The organism is Xanthomonas sp. NCPPB 1128 (genome assembly GCF_001043115.1).
Classification (GTDB): Bacteria; Pseudomonadota; Gammaproteobacteria; order Xanthomonadales; family Xanthomonadaceae; genus Xanthomonas_A.
The window spans coordinates 86,335-107,247 of record NZ_LFME01000014.1 but is presented as its reverse complement, the minus strand read 5'-3'; the positions used below and the strand labels follow the sequence as shown (position 1 = coordinate 107,247).

The 20,913-nt window shown below is 69.8% G+C and carries 22 protein-coding genes; 14 read left to right on the top strand and 8 right to left on the bottom strand.

What is annotated here, in order from left to right:
* The first annotated feature begins 311 nt into the window (after positions 1-311).
* Both ACP93_RS10985 and ACP93_RS10980 read left to right on the top strand, forming a co-directional pair.
* The gene (locus tag ACP93_RS10985; protein WP_048490733.1) at positions 312-890 is read left to right on the top strand and encodes a superoxide dismutase family protein; all 579 of its coding nucleotides are present in this window, start codon (positions 312-314) and stop codon (positions 888-890) included.
* A 79-nt stretch (positions 891-969) separates the two neighbouring features.
* Positions 970-1,608, top strand: coding sequence for a superoxide dismutase family protein (locus tag ACP93_RS10980; RefSeq protein WP_048490720.1), 639 nt, complete (start codon positions 970-972; stop codon positions 1,606-1,608).
* Between the two features lie 166 nt (positions 1,609-1,774).
* On the opposite strand, the gene ACP93_RS10975 is transcribed toward ACP93_RS10980, so the two are convergent.
* Positions 1,775-2,662: a hypothetical protein gene (locus ACP93_RS10975; RefSeq protein ID WP_048490719.1), complete on the bottom strand. Its 888-nt coding sequence runs from the start codon at positions 2,660-2,662 to the stop codon at positions 1,775-1,777.
* Between the two features lie 106 nt (positions 2,663-2,768).
* Here ACP93_RS10975 and ACP93_RS10970 point away from each other — a divergent pair, with 106 nt between their 5' ends.
* Entirely contained in the window at positions 2,769-4,049 is a 1,281-nt protein-coding gene (locus ACP93_RS10970) for an acetyl-CoA C-acetyltransferase (RefSeq protein WP_048490718.1), read from the top strand.
* Positions 4,050-4,217: 168 nt separating this feature from the next.
* Positions 4,218-4,787, top strand: a complete 570-nt coding sequence (locus ACP93_RS10965; RefSeq protein WP_048490717.1) for a hypothetical protein — start codon at positions 4,218-4,220, stop codon at positions 4,785-4,787.
* Between the two features lie 251 nt (positions 4,788-5,038).
* Here ACP93_RS10965 and ACP93_RS10960 read toward each other — a convergent pair whose 3' ends face one another.
* The 3 genes from ACP93_RS10960 to ACP93_RS10950 all read right to left on the bottom strand — a co-directional run bounded on the left by ACP93_RS10960 (position 5,039) and on the right by ACP93_RS10950 (position 8,188).
* Positions 5,039-6,316: a heme biosynthesis HemY N-terminal domain-containing protein gene (locus ACP93_RS10960; protein WP_048490716.1), complete on the bottom strand. Its 1,278-nt coding sequence runs from the start codon at positions 6,314-6,316 to the stop codon at positions 5,039-5,041.
* The gene (locus ACP93_RS10955; RefSeq protein ID WP_048490715.1) at positions 6,313-7,293 is read right to left on the bottom strand and encodes a uroporphyrinogen-III C-methyltransferase; all 981 of its coding nucleotides are present in this window, start codon (positions 7,291-7,293) and stop codon (positions 6,313-6,315) included. Before ACP93_RS10955 ends, ACP93_RS10960 begins: the two co-directional genes overlap by 4 nt.
* Before the next feature lie 112 nt (positions 7,294-7,405).
* Positions 7,406-8,188, bottom strand: coding sequence for a uroporphyrinogen-III synthase (locus ACP93_RS10950; RefSeq protein WP_048490714.1), 783 nt, complete (start codon positions 8,186-8,188; stop codon positions 7,406-7,408).
* Positions 8,189-8,221: 33 nt separating this feature from the next.
* On the opposite strand from ACP93_RS10950, the gene ACP93_RS10945 reads away from it, so the two are divergent.
* The 5 genes from ACP93_RS10945 (at position 8,222) to ACP93_RS10925 (ending at position 11,296) form a co-directional block, all read left to right on the top strand.
* The gene (locus tag ACP93_RS10945) at positions 8,222-8,692 is read left to right on the top strand and encodes a YiiD C-terminal domain-containing protein (protein ID WP_048490713.1); all 471 of its coding nucleotides are present in this window, start codon (positions 8,222-8,224) and stop codon (positions 8,690-8,692) included.
* Positions 8,693-8,737: 45 nt separating this feature from the next.
* A complete protein-coding gene (locus ACP93_RS10940) occupies positions 8,738-9,157 on the top strand; it encodes a hypothetical protein (RefSeq protein WP_048490712.1) in 420 nt (139 codons plus the stop codon).
* 53 nt (positions 9,158-9,210) lie between these two features.
* Complete coding sequence (locus ACP93_RS10935) at positions 9,211-9,645, top strand: rhodanese-like domain-containing protein (protein ID WP_048490711.1); 435 nt, start codon at positions 9,211-9,213, stop codon at positions 9,643-9,645.
* Between the two features lie 88 nt (positions 9,646-9,733).
* A complete protein-coding gene (secB, locus tag ACP93_RS10930) occupies positions 9,734-10,252 on the top strand; it encodes a protein-export chaperone SecB (protein ID WP_017907745.1) in 519 nt (172 codons plus the stop codon).
* A gap of 18 nt (positions 10,253-10,270) precedes the next feature.
* Entirely contained in the window at positions 10,271-11,296 is a 1,026-nt protein-coding gene (locus ACP93_RS10925) for an NAD(P)H-dependent glycerol-3-phosphate dehydrogenase (RefSeq protein ID WP_048490710.1), read from the top strand.
* A 182-nt stretch (positions 11,297-11,478) separates the two neighbouring features.
* On the opposite strand, the gene ACP93_RS10920 is transcribed toward ACP93_RS10925, so the two are convergent.
* Complete coding sequence (locus tag ACP93_RS10920; protein ID WP_048490709.1) at positions 11,479-12,051, bottom strand: OmpO family porin; 573 nt, start codon at positions 12,049-12,051, stop codon at positions 11,479-11,481.
* A 223-nt stretch (positions 12,052-12,274) separates the two neighbouring features.
* Positions 12,275-12,922: a TetR/AcrR family transcriptional regulator gene (locus ACP93_RS10915; RefSeq protein WP_228136013.1), complete on the bottom strand. Its 648-nt coding sequence runs from the start codon at positions 12,920-12,922 to the stop codon at positions 12,275-12,277.
* Between the two features lie 45 nt (positions 12,923-12,967).
* Between ACP93_RS10915 and ACP93_RS10910 the strand changes: the two genes are divergently transcribed.
* Positions 12,968-13,654 (top strand): DUF1349 domain-containing protein, encoded by a 687-nt coding sequence (locus ACP93_RS10910; protein WP_048490707.1) that lies wholly within the window; start codon positions 12,968-12,970, stop codon positions 13,652-13,654.
* 77 nt (positions 13,655-13,731) lie between these two features.
* Here the strand turns inward: ACP93_RS10910 and ACP93_RS10905 are convergent, their stop codons facing one another.
* On the bottom strand, positions 13,732-14,211 hold the full coding sequence (locus ACP93_RS10905; protein WP_048490706.1) for a tRNA (cytidine(34)-2'-O)-methyltransferase: 480 nt from the start codon (positions 14,209-14,211) through the stop codon (positions 13,732-13,734).
* Between the two features lie 40 nt (positions 14,212-14,251).
* Positions 14,252-14,728 carry a hypothetical protein gene (locus ACP93_RS10900; protein ID WP_048490705.1) on the bottom strand — a complete coding sequence of 159 codons (477 nt, stop codon included), beginning with the start codon at positions 14,726-14,728 and terminating at the stop codon, positions 14,252-14,254.
* Between the two features lie 414 nt (positions 14,729-15,142).
* On the opposite strand from ACP93_RS10900, the gene ACP93_RS10895 reads away from it, so the two are divergent.
* The 4 genes from ACP93_RS10895 to ACP93_RS10880 all read left to right on the top strand — a co-directional run bounded on the left by ACP93_RS10895 (position 15,143) and on the right by ACP93_RS10880 (position 20,876).
* Entirely contained in the window at positions 15,143-18,019 is a 2,877-nt protein-coding gene (locus tag ACP93_RS10895) for a M16 family metallopeptidase (RefSeq protein ID WP_048490704.1), read from the top strand.
* 122 nt (positions 18,020-18,141) lie between these two features.
* Positions 18,142-18,459 carry a DUF4156 domain-containing protein gene (locus ACP93_RS10890; protein WP_017907737.1) on the top strand — a complete coding sequence of 106 codons (318 nt, stop codon included), beginning with the start codon at positions 18,142-18,144 and terminating at the stop codon, positions 18,457-18,459.
* A 102-nt stretch (positions 18,460-18,561) separates the two neighbouring features.
* Positions 18,562-19,578, top strand: coding sequence for a 3-oxoacyl-ACP synthase III (locus ACP93_RS10885; RefSeq protein ID WP_048490703.1), 1,017 nt, complete (start codon positions 18,562-18,564; stop codon positions 19,576-19,578).
* Positions 19,579-19,703: 125 nt separating this feature from the next.
* Entirely contained in the window at positions 19,704-20,876 is a 1,173-nt protein-coding gene (locus ACP93_RS10880; protein ID WP_204243675.1) for a Fic family protein, read from the top strand.
* The last annotated feature ends 37 nt before the right edge of the window (positions 20,877-20,913 follow it).

Below are 20,913 nucleotides of genomic sequence, written 5' to 3'. Positions count from 1 at the left end.
GGGCGTGGGCGGCAACACCGTCACCCGCAAGCTGGGGCCGGGGCGGCGCAGGCGCTGAGGGGCGGGATTGGGGATTGGGGATTGGGGATTCGCAAAAGCGGGCGCCATGCGGCTCGGCGCACTGCCCTGTCACGCCATGCCGCAGCAAGCGTTCCACGCAGCGGGAGGCACCCGTCCGCGCACGGTACCTCGCCGTTGCGAATCCCCAATCCCCAATCCCCAATCCCGCCGATTAGACTGCGCCCCGTGCGCCTTCATGGGGTCTGCACGGCTGCCCCTCTAGTTTCGCCCTGCCACAGGAGTCGATGTCGATGCGTTATGGATTGCCCCTCGCCGCGAGTGCCTTGTTGATGCTGGCCGCGTGCAGCAGTGCGCCGCCCAAGGCCCCACCACCGCCGCCGCCCAAGGCGCCGCCGTTGGCCAGTGCCGGTACGGTGCAGCAGGCACAGGCGGTGCTGGCGCCGGCCTCCGGCAGCCTGGTCAGCGGCAAGCTCTCGCTGGTTCCCGCCCCCGGCGGCGTGCGCATCACCGGCACGCTCGGCGGCCTGCAGCCCAACCGCAGCTTCGCTTTTCACGTGCACGAACGCGGCGACTGCAGCGCGGCCGACGCCAGCAGCGCCGGCGGCCATTTCAATCCGCTCGGCGCGCCACATGGCCGCGCCGGCAACGGTCCGCACCACGCCGGCGATATGGACAACCTCAACGCCAATGCCGACGGCACCGCGCAGATCGACGTGCTGCTGCACGGCGTGGTGCTAGGCGGCGGCGCAGCCAACGACATCGTCGGCCGCGCCCTGGTCGCGCATGCCGATCCGGACGACTACCGCAGCCAGCCGGCCGGCAATGCCGGCGCGCGCGTGGCCTGCGGCGTGATCCGCCCGCTGCGCTGACCTCGCATCGCTACTTCCGCCCGGGTCCGCCTGGGAGGTCCGTCCGCATTCCGCGGCTCTGCAACGAAGGAGAACCCCCGTGCGTCGTACCCTTCCCAGTCTGCTGTTCCTGGCCACCACCCTGGCGCTGAGCGCCTGCAAGCGCGAAGAACCCGCCGCCACCCCGGCGGCGACCCCCGAACCTGCTGCCGCTCCCGCGGCGAGCGCACCGCCGGCCGCGACCAATGCCAGCGGCAGCGCCAGCGCCGCGCTCAGCCCGACCCAGGGCAACGAAGTGGCCGGCGAGGTCAAGTTCACCACCGTCGACGGCGCCGTGCACGTCACCGGCACCATCACCGGGCTCAAGCCCAACAGCGAGCACGGCTTCCACATCCACGAGTTCGGCGATTGCAGCGCGCCCGACGGCAGCAGCGCCGGCGGCCACTTCAACCCGGCCAAGACCGAGCACGGCCAGGTCGGCAGCGATCCGCACCACGGCGGCGACATGCCAAACCTCAAGGCCGACGCCGAGGGCAAGGCGACCATCGATGCGGCGGTGTCCAACAACGTCAACATCGGCAAGGGCGACGGCTTCGACATCCTCAACCACGCGGTGATCGTCCACGCCGACCCGGACGACTACAAGAGCCAGCCCACCGGCAACGCCGGCGGCCGCCTGGCCTGCGGCGTGATCAAGGGCGACGCGGCGGCGGCGCCAGCTGCGGCCGGTAGCCACTAAGCGCTTAACGGTGCCGGCGGCGGCATGCATGCCGCCGCCGGTAGCCTGTACCGACCTGCTCAGGGCGCATCGACGCGCTGCGAATGCCGTTGCATTCTCGGGGTTGGAATAGCCACATCGATCAGCGCACCGCGAATGTGCGCTGGTTCGCTACGCGTCTTGCGGCTCAGGCCGCCAACAATGCCTGCCTGGCGTCGTGGCCGCTCTCGCAATGCACATACAGCACCGGCAGACCATGGGCCTCCAGCACCGCGGCCAGCTGCCGCTGCCGCGCCAGGTATTGCTCGTAGACCCGCTGCAGGCGCTCACAGTCCTGGCGGTCGTAGGCGTAGTGCGCGCACCAGCTGGCCGGATCGAACAGCGCCATGCGCACTTCGCCGCCGCGGTAGCGCAGTAGCGGCTCGGGCGGGGCCTGCAGCCATTCTTCCTGGTCCGGCGCCAGCAGGGCGGTCTCGATCAGCGGCCACAGCGGCGCCAGGCCCTGGTTGTCGTACTGCATCGACATCATCGCCGCCAGGTCGTTGCCGGTCAGGTAGCGGGCGTGCTCGACCTGGGCGCCGAAGCCCTGCTGCGCCAGCAGCGCGGTATCGGCGTGGGCCATGCCCTGCGCCAGCAGCACGTCCTCCAGCGCCGCGGCCACCGCCTGCACGGTGTCGGCCGGGCCGCTCAGCAGGAACGGCACCACCCGCAATGCGCCGCCACGCAGGCCGGGGTCGGCCTGGAACGGCAGCGGCACGCTGCCGTCGGCATCGGTGCCGAACGCCAGCAGCCGCGGGCCGTCGTGACGGCCAGGGGCACGGGCAGCAAGTTCCTCCAGGCGCCGGTGCAGCGGCCAGCCCGGGCGCAGCGCTTCGGCCGGGTCGAAATGCGCGCCGGCCAGGCTCAGCTCCAGCTCGCGCACCGCTGGCACCAATTGCGCCAGGTCGCGACCGACCTTCTCGGCCAGCTCGGCGGCCTGCGCGTGCGGCAGCGCCGGATGCGCCGGTTCGCGCCCGGAGGACAGTTCCAGGGCGATCACCGCGCGGGTGTGGCTGTTGGCGAAGGCTTCAGTCATGGGGATTGGCGGTTGGCCCGTCGCGGGCGCATAGCTACACTCGCTTCATTATGCCTGCGCTAACGTGCAGGCCATGTCCCCGACTCCCCTCGCGCGAGGTAATCCCATGCCAGCAGCCCGTCCCGTCGCCATTCTCGGCGGCGTCCGCATTCCGTTTTGCCGGCAGAACACGGCGTACGCGGATGTCGGGAACCTCGGCATGTCGGTGCGCACGCTGGGCGCGCTGGTCGAGCGTTACGGGCTGCACGGGCAGCAGCTGGGCGAAGTGGCGATGGGCGCGGTGATCAAGCATTCCAGCGACTGGAACCTGGGCCGCGAGGCGGCGCTGTCCTCCGGGCTGTCGCCGCTGACCCCGGGCATCACCCTGCAGCGCGCCTGCGGCACCAGCCTGGACAGCCTCATCACCGTGGCCAACAAGATCGCGCTGGGGCAGATCGAGTCGGGCATCGGCGGCGGTTCGGATACCACCTCCGAGGTGCCGATCGTCTATGGCAAGAAGCTGCGCGCGCGGCTGCTGGCGGCCAACCGCGCCAAGAGCACCGGCGACAAGCTGCGCGCGCTGACCCGCGGCTTCAAGTTCGCCGAGCTCAAGCCCGAGTTCCCGGGCGTGGCCGAGCCGCGCACCGGCAAGAGCATGGGCGACCACTGCGAGGACATGGCCAAGCAGTGGAACATCTCGCGCGATTCGCAGGACGCCTGGGCGGTGTCCTCGCACCACAAGCTGGCCGCCGCCTACGAGCGCGGCTTCTTCGCCGACCTGATCGCGCCGTTCCGCGGCGTGGAGCGCGACAACATCCTGCGCGCGGACACCTCGCTGGAGAAGCTGGCCACGCTGAAGCCGGCGTTCGACAAGGTCAGCGGCCGCGGCACCCTGACCGCGGCCAACTCGACCCCGCTGACCGATGGCGCCGCCGCGGTGCTGCTGGCCTCGGAAGAATGGGCGCAGGCGCATGGCCACGTGCCGATGGCCTATCTGCGCGATGCGCAGGTGTCGGCGGTGGATTTCGTGCACGGCGAAGGCCTGTTGATGGCGCCGACCGTGGCCGTACCGGAGATGCTCAAGCGCCATGGCCTGCGCCTGCAGGACTTCGACATCTACGAGATCCACGAGGCCTTCGCCGCGCAGGTGCTGTGCACCCTGCGCGCGTGGGAGAGCGAGGACTACTGCCGCACCCGGCTCGGCCTGGACGTGCCGCTGGGGCAGATCGATCCGGCCAAGATCAACCCGGTGGGTTCGTCGCTGGCCACCGGCCACCCGTTCGCCGCGACCGGCGCACGCATCGTCGCCACCGTCGCCAAGCAACTGGTCGAACGCGGCGGCGGCCGCGCGCGCGTCTCGATCTGCACGGCCGGCGGCATGGGCGTGGTGGCGATCGTCGAACGCTGATCCGGGTCCGCGCGTGCCTGCACGCGTGTCCGCACCCTTCCAGGGACGCGTCTCGGCGCTTTCCAACGCTAGCGCCGCTGGCGCTTACCGCGCTGCATCCGCCGCGCTACCATGCCCGCCGATTCGCCCGCGCCATGCGGGCGACACGGCGCGCAGGGGGCGCAGGCCATGACCGAGCAGAGCAGTTTCAATCCGTACCAGGCGCCCAGCGTCGCCAGTCCGTCCAGCCTGCCGCCGCCGTTGCCGGGCGAGACGTTGTGGCGCGACGGCAACGAGTTGTTGTGCCTGCGCGACGCGCCGTTCCCGCCGCACTGCGTGAAGTGCGGGGCGGCGCTGCGCAACGACGAACTCAAGAAGCGCACCTTCTACTGGCACGCGCCGGGCTGGTACGCGCTGATCCTGGTGAGCATCCTGGTCTATGCGATCGCGGCGCTGGTCGCGCGCAAGCGCAGCAGCCACGTGCTGGGGGTGTGCGCAGAGCATCGGCGCCGGCGCAACCGGTACATCCTGTTGATCGCCGGTGCCTTCCTGGTTGGTCCGCTGCTGGGATTCGCCGTCGGCGGCGAGAGTGGGTTCTGGCTGGGAGGTGCCGTGTTCCTGGTCATGCTGATCTGGGGCATGTTCGGCGCGCGCATCCTGGTGCCGCGGCGCATGGACGAGCGCTATGCACGCTACAAGGGCCTGGCGCCCGCGTTCCTGGCGCGCCTGCCGGCGCTGCCGCCGGCTTTGCGGCGCTGACCGGACGGACGCGGCCGGCCTACCTTCGGATTCGATGACCGACGCGCGGCTGGCCTGGACACAGGACGCGCCCCATGCGCTCTGCCGTGCTCCTGGGATGTTCGCTGATCGGCCCAGGAGCGATGCGCGTGCGCTGCCGCGTCCGGACGCATCATGACGCGCTTTTGCCGCGGATCAGCGTGCCCGGTCTTGTCTTGTGGGCTCGGGCATCTCCAACAACGCCGGGACGGATCCTGTAGGAGCGGCCGGACTCAACCCTCCAGTCGCGGGAACCCATGGTCGTCGCGGCGTTCCGTGCTGTCCGGCGCCGGCGCGATCGGGGTCACCGGCGCGACCGGCGCGACCGGCTCGGGCAACGGCTGGGCGAGTTCGCCGCGCTGCACGCGCAGCGCATTGGCGTAGCAGCGCTGCGCCGCGAGCATGTCGCCGGCGTCGGCATAACCGTCGCCGAACACTTCCCAGGCTTCGGCGCCGGCACCGAGCGCCAGCGCGCGGTGCAGGAATTCCTCGGCCTGCGGCCACTGCTGCTGGTGGCGGGCCAGGCGCGCCAGGGTCAGCAGCAGCGCCGGGCTGTCCGGATGCGCCTGCAGCCAGCGCTGCGCACTGGCGCGGCGCGAATCGTATTTCTCCACCGGTAGGCGTCCGTACAGCGCGGCCAGCCCTTCGTCCCAGCGCGTGTCCAGAGCCTGCTCCAGGCTGCGCAGCGCCGCATCGTCCCAGCGCAGCGCCGCCGCGCGCACCGCGTAGGCGGCGACCACCGCCGGCTCGCTGCGCAGCGATTTGGGCAGGCTCTCCCAGCGCTCGGCCAGGGCATTGGCGTCGCCGGCCTGGTCCAGCGAGCCCGCGGCCAGGCGCGTTTCCAGCGTGGCGATCGCCTCCAGCGGCAAGGCCTGCTGCTGGCGGATCGCGCCGAGCTGGCCGTAGGCCTCACCGGCGCGGCCGATGCGGGTCAGCGCCTCGGTGCGCAGCAACAGCCCGCGCGGCGGCAGCGGCTGCGCCGCGGCCACGTCCAGCGCATTGATCGCATCGACCGGGCGCTGCTGCTCCAGGTGCAGTTCGGCCAGCAGCAGCGCATGCGCCGCGGCATCGCGTTCGGCCAGGCGCCGCATGTGGCGCTCGGTCGCCTCGCGGTCGCCGCGCGCATCGGCCGCGCGCACCGCGGCGATCATCGCGATGGCGCTGACCTCTGGGTCTTCGGCGGCGGCATTGAGTTGCTTCTCGGCCCGGGTCCACTGGCCCGCATGGGCTGCGGCCAAGCCGTCGAGCAGGCGCGCGCGCGACTGCTTGCGGCGGCGCCGGCCCCACGCGCGGAACGGGAAGCTGAGTACGTTCCACACCAGCCACAGCGCCAGGAATGCGATCACCAGCAGCAGCGAGGCCTGCGGCAGCGACGCGATGTAATCGGTGCCGCCGACGCGCACGATCACCTCACCGAGCTGGCGCACCTGGTCCTGCCCCAGCCATTGCGCACCGATCACGCCCAGCGCGATGACGATCAACAGCACGATCAGGGAACGGAGGGATTTCATGACGGGCTCCTTGCGTCGCGCATCGCGCGCAACTGTTGCAGGGTGGTTCCGAGTTCGGGAAGGGTCGGGCGCAGATCGGCGTTGGCCAGCGTGCGCAGCGCGGCGCGGCGTTCGCGCAGCTGCGGCGACTCCGGCCACAGCCGCGACAGCCAGCGCCCGGCGCCGGCCAGTGCACTGCGATAGCCGCGGGTGTCACCGCGTTCCAGTGCCGCGCGTGCCAGGGTCAGGTCGAGCTGCAGCGCATCGTGGGCGGCGACGCGCTCCGAGCCGGCGGCCAGTACGCCGCCCTGCGAGGGGCGGATCTTCACCAGCGGCGCCAGCAGGCGTTGCCACAGCGGCTGTTGCGCGCTCTCCGGCAATTGCGTCGGTAGCTTGTCCAGGCTGGCAGCGAAGGCGTCCAGTTGCGCCGCCAGGCGCGCCTGCGGTCCGTCGCCCAGCGCATCCAGGGCGGTGCGTTCCTGCAGCAGCGCCTGGCGCAGGTTGAGGAATTGCGGATCGTCGATGCCATCCAGCACGCCGCTGGCCAGGGCATAGGCGCGGCGCGCGCCGGCCGCGTCGCCGGCCAGCAGCAGTCGCTGCTGGCCCTGGTTGAGCAGCAGCTCGACCTCGTCCAGGCGCAGCGCCTGCGCGCCGTGGCGGTTGGAATCGGCGAGCTTGGCGACATTGGCCTCCAGCAGCGCGCTGCGCTGGCTCAGGCCGAGCATTTCGTCGCGCAGCACGCGGTTGGTGCTGGCCGCATCCTGCAGCCGCTGCACGGTGGCGCGCTGGTCGCGGCGCAGACTGTCCTGGGCCTGCTGCAAGGCCTGCAGTTGCTGCTGCAGGTCCGATTGCTGGGCCAGTTCGCGTGCGCTGCGCGCCTGCCACCAATCCCAGCAACGCCAGCCGGCGAACGCCAGCGCGGCCAGCGTGGCGAGCACCAGCAGCAACCAGATCCAGTGTGTGGAACTGCGAGGCGTGATCGGGATTTCGTCGGTCATCGGCAGCGTCCTGAGGGCCGTCGCCCGTCGCGAGCAAGGCGGCGGTCGGCGCGGCACCGCCGGAGCATGGCGTGAGCGGCACTGCGGCCGCAACCCGGGCGGTGGCCCGCGTTCAGCGAGGTGGCGAGCGCGTCACGATCGCGGCCGCTGCGGCGACCAATTGCTGCGGCATCGGTCCGGCCGCCTGCACGACGTCGACGAATCCCAGGTCTGCGGCCAGGGTCGCCAAGCGCGCACTGGCCGCGACCACCGGACGCGCGCGCCAGGCCTGGGCCAGGTCCTCGGGCAACTGCGCCAGCACCTGTTGCAGCGCCTCGCCGCTGCTCAGCGCCAGCACCCCGGGCGCGGTCGCACTCAGGCGCGCCAGGTCGGCTGCACGCAGTCGGACCGGTTCGCGCACGTACACGTCGGCGCGCAGCAGCGGGGTGCCGCGCGCCTGCAGGTGCGCGGCGATCAGGCCGCGGCCACCGGGGGCAGTGATCAGGCCCACTGGCAGGTCGTGCGCAGCCAACTCCGGCAACGCCAGCAGCCCGTCGCTGTCCATCCGCGCCGGCGTCGCCACCTCGGCGATGCCGTGCTGGCGCAACGCGTGCGCCGTGCCCGCGCCCACCGCCAGCCAACACTGGCCGGGGCGTGCGGCCAGCGGCTGCAGCGCCGCGGCCGCGCGCACCGCCGCCGGGCTGCTGACGATGACCCGCGGTGCGGCCAGCGCCGTGGCCAGCGCCGCGCGAGTGGCGGGATCGGCGCGCGGCCGCAGCCGCCATGGCGACACCGCCAGCACGCGCCCGCCACAGCGTGCCGCGGCCCGCCGCAGCGCTGCGTGCTCGCCCTGCGGGCGCAGCGAGATCAGGGTCCAGGCCGGGGCGGCGGTTGCATGCGCGCTCATGCCAGGCATTATGCGAGCCCCCACCGGCAGCACAATCGCACCATGGCAGCGGATCTTTCCATCGAGGCGTTCCTGCAGCAGTTGCAACGGCAGTTCCAGGCCATGCCGCCGGTGGCGGCGCTGCAGGTCGCCGTGCACGGCTATGCCGACCAGCGCCTGCACGTGGTCGCGCCGCTGACGGCCAACATCAACGACAAGGGCAATGCCTTCGGCGGCAGCCTGGGATCGGTGATGACCCTGGCCGGCTGGGGGCTGGTCAACTGCGAACTGCACCGCGCCGGGCTGCAGGCCGACGTCTACGTCGCCGACAGCCAAGTGCGCTACCTGGCGCCGCTGTACGCCGATCTGCATGCCCAGGCCAACGCCGATGCGGAGGGCGACTGGGAGGTATTCGTGAACACCTTCCGCCAGCGCGGGCGCGCCCGCATCGGCGTCCAGGCCCAGGTCGGTGCGCCCGGCACGGCGGCGGCAGCGACCTTGAGCGGTCGCTTCGTGGCCATCGCCAAAGGGTAGGATGCGCGGATCGCGCGCGCCGCGCGCCGCCACCTGGACCCGACCATGCCTTCGATGTTCCGTGCGCTCGCGCTGCTGTTGCTGCTGGGCTGGACCGGCGCGGCCGTGGCCGGCAGCCGCGCGCAACAGCGCAAGCTCGACGACCTGCAGACCGCCTATGCCGCCGCGGTCCGCTGGAGCGAGTTCGAGACCGCCTGGCAGGCGGTGGACCCGGCCTACCGCCAGGCGCACCCGCTGACCGACCTGCAACTGGAGCGCTACCGGCAGATCCAGGTCTCCTCCTACAAGGTCGGCGGCGGCGCGGTCGGCGACGGCGAGGCGCTGCGCGAGATCGAACTGGGCGTGATCAACCGCAATACCCAGGCCGAGCGCATCGTTCGCTACCGCGAGCGCTGGCGCTGGGATCCCGAGGCCAAGACCTGGTGGCTGCAGGACGGCCTGCCGGACCTGTGGAACGGCCAGTAGCGCGGTCGCCGAGCTGTGCGACAATCGGCGCCCGCTTCCCGCCCCCGAGTCCCGTGAACTTCGAAGAACTGCTGGCCTTCGCCGGCCGCAACCCGATGCTGGCCCTGGCCCTGGTGGGCCTGACCATCGCCCTGATCGTCACCGAAGTGGCGCGCCTGTTCCGTGGCTACAAGAGCCTGCGGCCGGCCGAATTGACCCGCCTGATCAACGCCGGCAACGCGGTGCTGGTCGACCTGTCGGCCTCGGCCGATTTCGAGAAGGGTCACATCGCCGGCAGCCGCAACGCCACCGCCAGCCAGTTCGGTCCCGAGCACAAGCTGGTGGCCAACGCCAAGACGCAGCCGGTGGTGCTGGTCTGCCGCACCGGCACCACCGCCGACGGCGCCGCCAAGCAGCTGAAGAAGGCCGGCTTCGAGCAGGTCTACGTGCTCGACGGCGGCATCGCCGCCTGGCAGCAGGCCGAGCTGCCGCTGGTCAAGGGCCGCTGAGACACCGCGTCCGGCCCGACCTCGAGGGTCGCGGCCGGCGTGTGATAATCCCGTTTCTTTCTGTTACCGAATCCACCGGAGTCAAGCAATGTCCGACCTCACCAACAACGGCGCCGCGGCGCCGGCCGACGCCGCGGCCGGTCCCGCTTTCACCATCGAGAAGATCTACGTCAAGGACGTGTCCTTCGAGTCCCCCAACGCGCCGTCGGTGTTCAACGACAACGCGCAGCCGGAACTGCAGCTCAACCTCAACCAGCGCGTGCAGCAGCTGAACGAGCAGGCCTTCGAAGTCGTGCTGGCCGTGACCCTGACCTGCACCGCCGGCGGCAAGACCGCCTATGTGGCCGAAGTGCAGCAGGCCGGCGTGTTCGGCCTGGTCGGCCTGGACCCGCAGGCGGTGGACGTGCTGCTCGGCACCCAGTGCCCGAGCATCCTGTTCCCGTACGTGCGTTCGCTGGTCAGCGACCTGATCCAGGCCGGCGGCTTCCCGCCGTTCTTCCTGCAGCCGATCAACTTCGAGGCCCTGTACGCCGAGACCCTGCGCCAGCGCGCGCAGCAGGGCGAGGGCCAGTCGCTGGCCGATTCGGAGCCGGCCGGCAACGCCTGAGCGCGTTCGCCGTTGCGCATGCGCGATCACGCCAAGAAGAAAATCGCCGTCCTCGGCGCCGGCTCCTGGGGCACGGCGCTGGCGTCGCTGACCGCACGGCACGGGTATCCGACCGTGCTGTGGGGCCGCGATGCCGTGGTCGCCGAGGCCATCGGGCAGCGCCACGAGAACCCGCGTTATCTGCCGGGGATCGCGCTGCCGGAAGGCCTGCAGGCCACCACCGATCTGGCGGCGGCCATCGACGGCGCCGACTGGATCCTGGTCGTGGTGCCGTCGCATGCGTTCACCGAGACCCTGCGCCAGCTGGCGCCGCTGCGCCCGGCGCAGGCTGGCGTGGCCTGGGCGACCAAGGGCTTCGAGCCCGGGTCGGGGCGTTTCCTGCACGAAGTGGCGCAGGAGATCCTCGGCGAGGACGTACCGCTGGCGGTCGTGACCGGCCCATCCTTCGCCAAGGAAGTGGCCCTGGACCTGCCGACCGCGGTGACCGTGCACGGCGATGCCGCGTTCGCGCAGCAGGTCGCTGACGCGATGCACGGCCCGACTTTCCGTGTCTACACCGGCGACGACATGGTCGGCGCCGAGCTGGGCGGGGCGATGAAGAACGTGCTGGCGGTGGCCACCGGCGTGGCCGACGGCATGGAGCTGGGCCTCAATGCCCGGGCCGGCCTGATCACCCGCGGCCTCAACGAGATGCTGCGGCTGGCCGCGGCGATCGGCGCCAAGCCGGAAACCCTGATGGGCCTGGCCGGGCTCGGCGATCTGGTGCTGACCTGCACCGGCGACCTGTCGCGCAACCGCCGGCTGGGCCTGGCGCTGGGCCGCGGGCAGCCGCTGCAGGAGGCGGTGCGCGCCATTGGCCAGGTGGTCGAGTCGGTACAGACCGCCGACGAGGTGATGCGCCAGGCCGAACGCCACGGCATCGACCTGCCGATCTCCAATGCGGTGCGTGCGGTCCTGCACGGCGAGCTGACCCCGGCGGTCGGCCTGCAGCAGTTGCTGGCGCGCGAACAGAAGCCCGAGTACCCGACCACTCTGTTCAGTTGATCCGGCCTTGCCGGAGACGCGAACGTCCGGTCTCTGGCCGGGCGTTTTCGTTTCCGCACGCCGACGCGCCGACGCGCCGACGACGGCCGGATCGACATGCAAAAAAAAGCCCGGTCGTGGGACCGGGCTTTCCGAACCGCGCGCGGCGGGAGAGAGACGACGCGCGCAGCGCTAGGGAACGCTTACCAGCTGAAGCGCGGGCCGACGAACCATTCCTTGTCGCCGTTGCGGTCCATCTTCAGGTCGGCGCTCAGGCCCCAGTTCTGGTTCAGCTTGGCCTGGGCACCCAGACGGCCGTAGAACTCGCCTTCCGGATTGATGCCGTCCTTCTTCAGGTAGTCCTCGTAACCGCCCAGGACATAGACTTCCAGGTACGGGTTGAACGCGGTGCGGATACCCGCTTCGGCGCTCCAGCCGTTGAACTTGGTGCCGTACTCCGGGGCGAAACGGTTGTAGGCCACGCGGGTCACCAGGTCGGTGCTGGTCGCGATCTCGTGGTTGTAGCCGGCGCCGACGCGCCACTGGTCGACGCGCACGTCGCCGAAGTCGGTCTTCTGGCGGTTGAAGTCGCCGAACACGCTGAAGTTCGGGTGGAACGCGTAGGAACCCTTCACCGCCCAGCCGTCGGCGTCGCCGCCATTGGCGTCGGTCTTGACGTAGCCGGCTTCGGCGTAGTTGTAGGAAAGGCCTTCGGCAGCCGAAGCGGCGAACGGCAGGGTGGCCAGGAGGCCGAGAGCAAGCAGAGAGGTCTTCATAATCGGGTACCTTCGTTATTAGGTTTGTCGGCGCTGAGGCGTGGGGCCGTTCGCTGCCGATATGTAAATTATCCGTTAGCGACCCGAACTCGCCCTGAATCCCAAACCGACTAGTCCATAAATTAAACGCCCTGTTCAGGCGTCCGCGGTGCATGTTGTGATGCGCTTCGTTGCATTTCAGGCAACCGGGAATTCCATGATTGCCAGCGCGGATGGCGACGCACTACAGCGCCGCGAGCTTCTCGATCGCCGCGCGCACCCGCTGCCTATCCATGGGCACCACCGAGCGGTGGATCGTCGCACCTTCGATGAAGGCGTCGATGGCGGCGGACGCCGTGGCGGAGAAATGCGTTTCCAGGGCCGCCCGGCTCCTGGCCATCCATTGCTGCATGATCGCGGCCATCTCCGGATGCCGGCGGGCAAAGGCATACAGTTCGTAGCTCAGCAGCAGCACCCGCGGCGACGCCGTGCCCTCGGCGAAGATGATGTTCACCATCGCGTCGCAGGCCTGGTCGTGGTTCTCCGCGGTGCGGAGTTCGGCGGCGAAGTCGGTGGAGACGTCCTGGGAGAACCGGGTGAACGCGGCGACCAGCAGGTCGTGCATCGAGCCGAAGTAGTAACTGGTGGCGCTGAGCGGAACGCCCGCTTCCGCGGCCACCTTGCGGAAGGTGGTGCCCGCGACACCGTGCTCCAGGATTACCCGCAGGGCGGCCTGCTCGATCGCGTCCTTCCGGTGCGGATCCTGGCGCCAGGTCCTGCCACTCATGCCTGTCCAACGCTGCTTTCGACGAGAGCCGATGATCGCAGGTCGCGGTTGACGCCTCAATTGGTACGGATGTACAAATTCGTCGATGAGGTCGATGAAGGCCATCGCACCGATGGCGCCTCCCATGCAGCGACGCGAAGGAGCGGAGCGATGGCCAATTCCGGGGAGCGGGACGTTGATGGCGGCCATCGGGCGACCCTGGGCGGCCTGGCCGGCGGCGTGGTACTGACCGCCGGATCGCGTGCTGCGACGCCTGCCGGCTGGGAGGCCGGCACATGGCTCAACCCACCCAAGGTCCACCGGATCCTGCCCGGCGGCGTGCTCGAGGTCGTCACCGACAAGGACAGCGACTTCTGGCGCGAAACCCACTATGGGTTTACCCGCGACAGCGGGCACTTCCTCGGCATCGCCGCGCCCGCGCGCTTCACTTGCCAGCTGCGCGTCCGCGGGAAATTCGAACAGCTCTACGATCAGGCCGGCCTCATGGTCCGGGTCGACGCGCGCCGCTGGGTGAAGGCCGGCATCGAACTGAGCGACGGCCGGCTGATGCTCGGCAGCGTGTTGACCGATGGTCGCTCGGACTGGGCCAGCGGCCCGTACGAAGCGGACGCCTCGGATTTCTGGATGCGCGCCACCGTGGACACGGGCGTGCTGCGCCTGCAGGTTTCGCGCGACGGGAACCACTGGCCGCTGGTGCGGCTGTGCCCGTTCCCGGTCGCGTCTTCTTACCTGGTCGGCCCGATGACGTGCACGCCGGAACGCGAGGGATTGAGCGTCCGCTTCTCCGACTGGAGTCTGGGACCGGTGCTGGGCAAGGAGTTGCACGATCTCTCCTGACGCCCGCAGCGCCGCGGGGCATGCCGGGTGCAGCGCTGGATCGTTGAGGGCGTTGCCAGGCGTCGTGCGCCACGCGCTCAGTCCGCGCCGGGGAACCCCAGTTGCCGCCACGCCTCGAACACCACCACCGCGACCGCGTTGGACAGGTTGAGGCTGCGGTTGTGCGGCTGCATCGGCAGGCGCAGGCGCTGCGTGTCGGGCACCTGCTCCAGCACGGCGTCCGGCAGGCCGCGGGTTTCCGGGCCGAACAGGAAGGCGTCGCCATCGGCGAAGGCGGGCGTGTCGTAGCGAGTGCTGCTGCGGGTACTGAGGGCGAACAGGCGGCGCGGGGCGATGGCCTGCAGGGCCGCATCCAATGACGCATGGACCTGCAGTCGTGCGTATTCGTGGTAGTCCAGGCCGGCGCGCTTGAGCTGACGGTCGCCGAGGTCGAAGCCCAGCGGCTCGATCAGGTGCAGTTGCGCGCCGGTGTTGGCGCAGAGGCGGATGACGTTGCCCGTGTTGGGCGGAATCTCGGGCTGGTACAGCAGAACGTGCAGCGTTGGGGTGGCGATCATCGGCGCAGTGTACGCGCCGGCGCGGCGGGCTTGCTGCGGTTCAGCGCACCAGGCCGACCGCCAGGTCCTGGCCCAGCTTCTGCAGGCTCGGCTGCAACTGCAGCATTGCGGTGTCCAGGGTCTCGCCGACCACGTCGCCGATCGCCAGCATGCTACCCATGTCCGCATCCGGACGCACCTGCACGGTGGCCAGGGTCACCACGTGCTGGCCGGCGGCTTGTTCCAGATTGCGCTCGGCGACCTGCTCGGCCGAGGGACGCACCTGCACCGCGGCCAGGGTGGCGATGCCGCTGGACAGTTCGGTGTCGCGCTGGGCGATCTGCTCGGCGGAGGGGCGCACCTGCACGGCCGCCAGGGTGGCGATGCGGCTGGCCTGTTCGATGTTGCGTTGGGCGATCTGTTCGGCCGACGGGCGCACTTGCACCGCATCCAGGGTGGCGACCTGCGTGGCGGCGAAGGACGGCGCGGCGAACAGGGCGGCGATGGCGGCGGTCAGGAGCAGGGTGGTGGTTTTCATGGCTTGCCTCGTTGGTGTTGTTGATCAGTGGTGTGGTAGTAATGTAGTACACCTAATCAGGTGACGCAAGGACTTTTTTGCGTCCCGTGGTTTCATTAAGCTTGCATTCACTAATTGGCGACGTCGTTTGCGTTCGAGGATGTGTAAGCAGACTGTGTGCCAACTACAAACTGCTGTTTTTGAAGGGGAAAATTTCGATGGCGAGTGTCCGCGGGCGGACACTCGGGCGCTCGCGTACGCCGGACGCGGACATCGCGGCGCCGTCCGTGGCGGCAGCCGACCCGCTGATGGTGTGGTTGCGACGCTGTTGAAGCAGGACGTCAGCGACAACGGCGGAATACGCGCAGTGCGGTACGCCCGGTACGATCGGCGTTCACCGGCTGTTTCACTGGCCCCAAGGAAGAAGGAATCCGCATGACCGTCTCGACCCGCCCGCGTGGCGCCCTGCTGGCCGTCGCTCTGTCCGCCGCGCTCGGCGCTCTGAGCTATGCGCCGCCCTCGACGGCGGCCAAGCCCGCCGCCGCCGCGTCGGTGGATATCGCCTACGCGCAATTCACCCTGCCCAACGGACTGCGGGTGGTGGTGCACACCGATCGCAAGGCGCCGATCGTGGCGGTCAACCTCTGGTACCACGTGGGCGCCAAGGACGAGCCGGCCGGGCGCACCGGCTTCGCGCATCTGTTCGAGCACCTGATGTTCCAGGGCAGCGAGAACCACCACGGCGAGTTCTTCGAGCCGTTCAAGCAGGTCGGCGTCACCGACCAGAACGGCACCACCAACAGCGACCGCACCAATTACTTCGAGAACGTGCCGACCACCGCCCTGGACATGGCGCTGTGGATGGAATCGGACCGCATGGGCCACCTGCTCGGCGCCATCGACCAGGCTGCGCTGGACGAACAGCGCGGGGTGGTGCAGAACGAGAAGCGCCAGGGCGAGAACCAGCCATACGGGCAGGCCTGGAGCCGGCTGAGCCGCGCGCTGTATCCGGCCGGGCACCCGTACCACCACACCGTCATCGGCTCGATGAACGACCTCAACGCGGCCTCGCTGGCCGACGTGAAGCAGTGGTTCCGCACCTGGTACGGGCCCAACAACGCGGTGCTGGTGCTGGCCGGCGACATCGACGTGGCCACGGCCAAGGAGAAGGTGACGCGCTACTTCGGCGACATCCCGGCCGGTCCGACCATGGCCCAGCCCAAGGTCGACGTGGCCCAGCGTAGCCAGTCCACCCGCGAGACCATGACCGACAAGGTGCCGCAGACGCGGATCTACCGTGTCTGGAACGTGGCCCAGACCGGCACCGAGGATGTCGACCGCCTGCAGCTGCTGGCGCAGGTGCTGGGCGGCGCCAAGTCCTCCCGGCTGGACCGGCGCCTGGTCCACGAGGACAAGGTGGTCGACCAGATCAGCGCCTCGGTGTGGCCGTCGCAACTCGGTTCCGGCTTCGGCATCATCGCCATGGTCAAGCAGGGCGTGGATCCGGCCAGGGTCGAGGCGGCGATCGACGAGGAAGTGCGTCGGCTGCTGGACAAGGGGCCGGACAAGGCCGAACTGGCGCGCGCCAAGACCGCCTTCCGCGCCGGCTTCATTCGCGGCGTCGAGCGCATCGGCGGCTTCGGCGGCAAGGCCGACGTGCTGGCCGAGTGCGCGGTGTACACCGGCGACCCCGGCTGCTTCCGCACCTCGCTGGCGACCATCGCCTCCACCCGCCCGCGTGAGCTCACCGCGGTCGGCCGCAAGTGGCTGGGCAAGGGCGACTACACCTTGCTGGTCCAGCCGGGCGAGCGCGTGGCCCTGGCCGAGGAGCCGACCGTGCAACCGGCGCCGTTGAATCCGCCGCCGGCCGATCCCAAGTACCGCACCCTGCCCAGCGTGGTCGACCGCAGCGCCGGCCCGCCCAAGACCACCCAGTTCCCGCAGCTGAAGTTTCCGGCGCTGCAGCGCGCCACGCTGAAGAACGGCAGCACGGTGATCCTGGCCGAGCGTCACGACGTGCCGGTGGTGCAGTTCAGCTACGAATTCAAGGGCGGTTACAGCGCCGACCAGGGGCGCAAGCCGGGCACGGCCAGTTTCGCCATGGGCATGCTCGACGAGGGCGCCGGCGACCGCGATGCGCTGGCGTTCGCCGATGCGGCCGATGCCCTGGGCGCCACGCTGGCCGCCGGTGCCTCGCTGGATGGCAGCAATGCCTATCTGTCGGCCCTGAAGGAGAATCTGGCGCCGTCGCTGGCGCTGTATGCGGACATGCTGCAGCGGCCGCGCTTCGCGCCGGACGAGATCGAGCGGATCCGCGCCAGTTGGATCGCCGGCATCCGCCAGGAGAAGGCGCAGCCCAACGGCGTGGCGATGCGGGTGCTGCCGCCGCTGCTGTACGGCGCCGGCCATCCCTACGCGATCCCGTTCAGCGGCACCGGTACCGAGGCGGCGATCGCGGCCCTGCAGCGCGAGGACCTGGTCGACTTCCATCGCGACTGGGTGCGCCCGGAGGACGCCACCCTGATCGTGGTCGGCGATACCACCCTGGGCGAAGTCGTACCGCTGCTGGACGCGCAGTTCGGCGACTGGAAGGGCGAGGGTCCGATGCCGTCGGTGCCGGCCCCGGCCCGCGTGGCGCGGCCGGCCAAGCCGCGCGTGTACCTGATCGACCAGCCCGGCGCGGTGCAGGCCAACCTGTTCGCCTCGGAACTGGTGCCGCCGACCACCGATCCGGCATCGGTCCGCTTCGACATGGCCAACGGCGTGATCGGCGGCGACTTCACTTCGCGCCTGAACATGAACCTGCGCGAGAACAAGCACTGGTCGTACGGTGCGCGCAGCAGTGCGTCCAATGCCCTCGGGCAGCGGCCGTGGGGTGCCTCTGCACCGGTGCAGATCGACAAGACCGCGCCGGCGCTGCAGGAGATGTCCAAGGAGATCAGCGCCTTCGCGAGCGGCAAGGCGCCGCCGACGGCGGAGGAGGTCGCGCGCATCCGCAACATCCAGACCCTGAGCCTGCCCGGCGCCTACGAGACCGCCAGTTCGGTGATGGGCGTGATCGGCGGCATCGTCCGTTATGGCCGCCCCGACGACTACGTGTTCAAGCGCAAGGCCGAGATCGAGGCGATGACCCCGGCGCAGGTGCGCGAGGCGGCATCGATGCTCGACCCGAACAGCCTGACCTGGGTGGTGGTGGGCGACCTGAAGCAGATCGAGGCACCGGTGCGCGCGCTGAAGCTGGGCGAGGTCACCGTGATCGACGCCGACGGCGTGCCGCAGGGCGGCGCAACGACGGCCCCGGCGCCGCGCTGATCGGGACAGGTGCGCGTCGGCGATGGCCGGCGCGCGCCGTGGCCCGGTCCGGAGACGGAACTGTCATGGCCGATTCAGCGTTTTGCGGCACAATCCGGATTCACCTGCCAACGGTCCCGTCCATGCGTCTACCGATCGCCTTCGTCCTGCTCGCCACGCTCGCCGGCTGCACCTGGGTGCCGATGGCGCCGGAGGGCAAGGGCGTGCGGGTGCTGCCGCCGGGGCAGGCCGCCAGCGGCTGCGAGAAGCGCGGCGAGGTGGTGGTGTCGGTGAAGAGCAGCGTCGGCTTCTACCAGCGCAATCCGCTGCGGGTGCGCGAGGAGCTGGAGACCCTGGCCCGCAACGAGGCGCCCGGCGTGGGCGCCAACACCGTGCAGGCGATGGGTGACCCGGTCGATGGCGACCAGCGCTTCACCGCCTACCAGTGCGGCGGTCGCTGAACCGCTCAGACCATACGCTTTCTGTGGATTTGTTAAAGATGCGGTAAAACCGTGTTACCGCTAGAATTGGCGCCCCCTCGCCTGACCCTGGCGTACACCTCGATGCTCTTCACCAACGTCTCGATCGCGGGACTGGCGCATATCGACGCGCCGCATACGCTGACCTCCAAGCAGATCAACGCGCGCCTGCAGCCGACCTTGGACCGGCTGCGGATCCGTGCCGACGTGCTCGGCGACATCGCCGGCGTCCATGCGCGGCGCATGTGGGACCAGGATCTGCAGGCCTCCGATGTGGCGACGCTGGCGGCGCGCAAGGCGATGGGCGATGCGGGCATCGAGGCCGGGCAGGTCGGGCTGCTGGTCAATACGTCTGTCAGCCGCGATTACCTGGAGCCGTCCACCGCCAGCATCGTCGCCGGCAATCTGGGCGTGAGCGAGCAGTGCATGACCTTCGACGTCGCCAACGCCTGCCTGGCCTTCATCAACGGCATGGACATCGCGGCGCGGATGATCGAGCGTGGCGAGATCGACTACGCGATGGTGGTCGATGGCGAGACCGCCAACCTGGTGTACGAGAAGACCCTGGAGCGGATGGCCTCGCAGGACCTGACCGCCGACGCCTTCCGCGACGAAATGGCGACCCTGACCCTGGGCTGCGGTGCCGTGGCGATGGTGATGACGCGTACCGACCTGGCACCGGATGCGCCGCGCTACCGCGGCGGCGTGACCCGCTCGGCCACGCAGTGGAACACCCTGTGCCGGGGCAACATGGACCGCATGGTCACCGACACCCGCATGCTGCTGATCGAAGGCCTCAAGCTGGGCCAGAAGACCTTCGCCGCCGCGCGGCAGGCGCTGGGCTGGGCGGTGGACGAACTGGACCAGTTCGTCATCCACCAGGTCAGCCTTCCGCACACCAAGGCCTTCATGAAGAGCTTCGGTATCGACCAGAAGAAGGTCATGACCATCTTCGGCGAATACGGCAACATCGGCCCGGCCAGTGTGCCGATCGTGCTGAGCAAGCTGCGCGAGCTGGGCCGCCTCAAGAAGGGCGACCGGATCGCGCTGATGGGCATCGGCTCGGGCTTGAATTGCTCGATGGCCGAGGTGGTCTGGTAAGCGACGGGACGCAGCGCAGGACAGGCGCGCGAATTTTCCTTGCGCGCCGCAAGTTGGGTGTTTAGAAAGAAATTTGCTAAATTTCTTTCCTAAGAGCCGTCTCCGGCCACGGCAAGGATTGCCCAATGTCGCTTCGACGCTGTACCGGACACTACGTCCCCGGGTCGCTGGCGGGCAGCCGTTATCAGGCGTTCGTCCCTGACCCGCTGCCGCCCGAGCCGCCGCTGCAGTTGGCGGCGGCGCCGCTGATCGCGCGCAAGGAACAGGCCGACCAGGCGCTGGGTCGCCTGGATGGCATCACCCTGATGCTGCCGGATCCGGAGCTGTTCCTCTACCACTACGTGCGCAAGGAAGCGGTGCTGTCCTCGCAGATCGAGGGAACGCAGTCGTCGTTGTCCGATCTGCTGCTGTTCGAGCTGGACGAGGCGCCGGGCGTTCCCCTGGAGGACGTGGAGGAGGTCTCCAATTACGTCGCCGCGTTGAACCATGGGTTGCGGCGCTTGCGCCAGGACGACTTTCCGCTGTCGCTGCGCCTGATCCGCGAGATGCACGCCCTGCTGCTGCAAGGCGGACGTGGCGCCGGCAAACGTCCGGGTGAGTTTCGTTCCGGTCAAGTCTGGATCGGTGGCGCCTCGCCGGCGTTGGCGCATTTCGTGCCGCCGCCGCCGGAAGCGCTGGATGCGGCGCTGGCCGCCTTCGAGCGTTTCCTGCACGCGCCGGACCGCGATGTTTCGCCGCTGGTCAAGGCGGCCCTGGCGCATGTGCAGTTCGAAACCATCCATCCTTTCAGCGACGGCAACGGCAGGCTGGGGCGGCTGCTGATCGCATTGATCCTGTGCAACGAAGGTGTGCTGCGCGCGCCCAGCCTGTATCTGAGCCTGTTCTTCAAGCGTCACCGCGCGCGCTACTACGAGCGCCTCAACGCGGTACGCACCGAGGGCGACTGGGAAGGCTGGCTGGATTTCTTTCTGGAGGGTGTGGCGGACACGGCGCAACAGGCGGTGACCACCGCGCAGCGCTTGCTGGCACTGCTGGCGGCCGACCGCGGACGCATCGCCGGGTTGGGAACGCGTGCGGGCAACGTTAGCTTGGTGTTCGAGCAGTTCGCCCGTCGTGTGCTGCTGGGCGTGCCGCAGGTTCAGCCGCATTTGCCGCTCAGCGCGCCGACGATCCGTGCTGCCATCCGCACCCTGCAGGAGTTGGGCATCGTCAACGAGCTCACAGGACAGCAGCGGCACCGCGTGTTCGCCTATCAGGCCTATCTGGACATCCTCAGCGAGGGTGCGCAACCGCTATGAATCCTGCTGTCGCGGACACCGCCGGCCATGTACCACG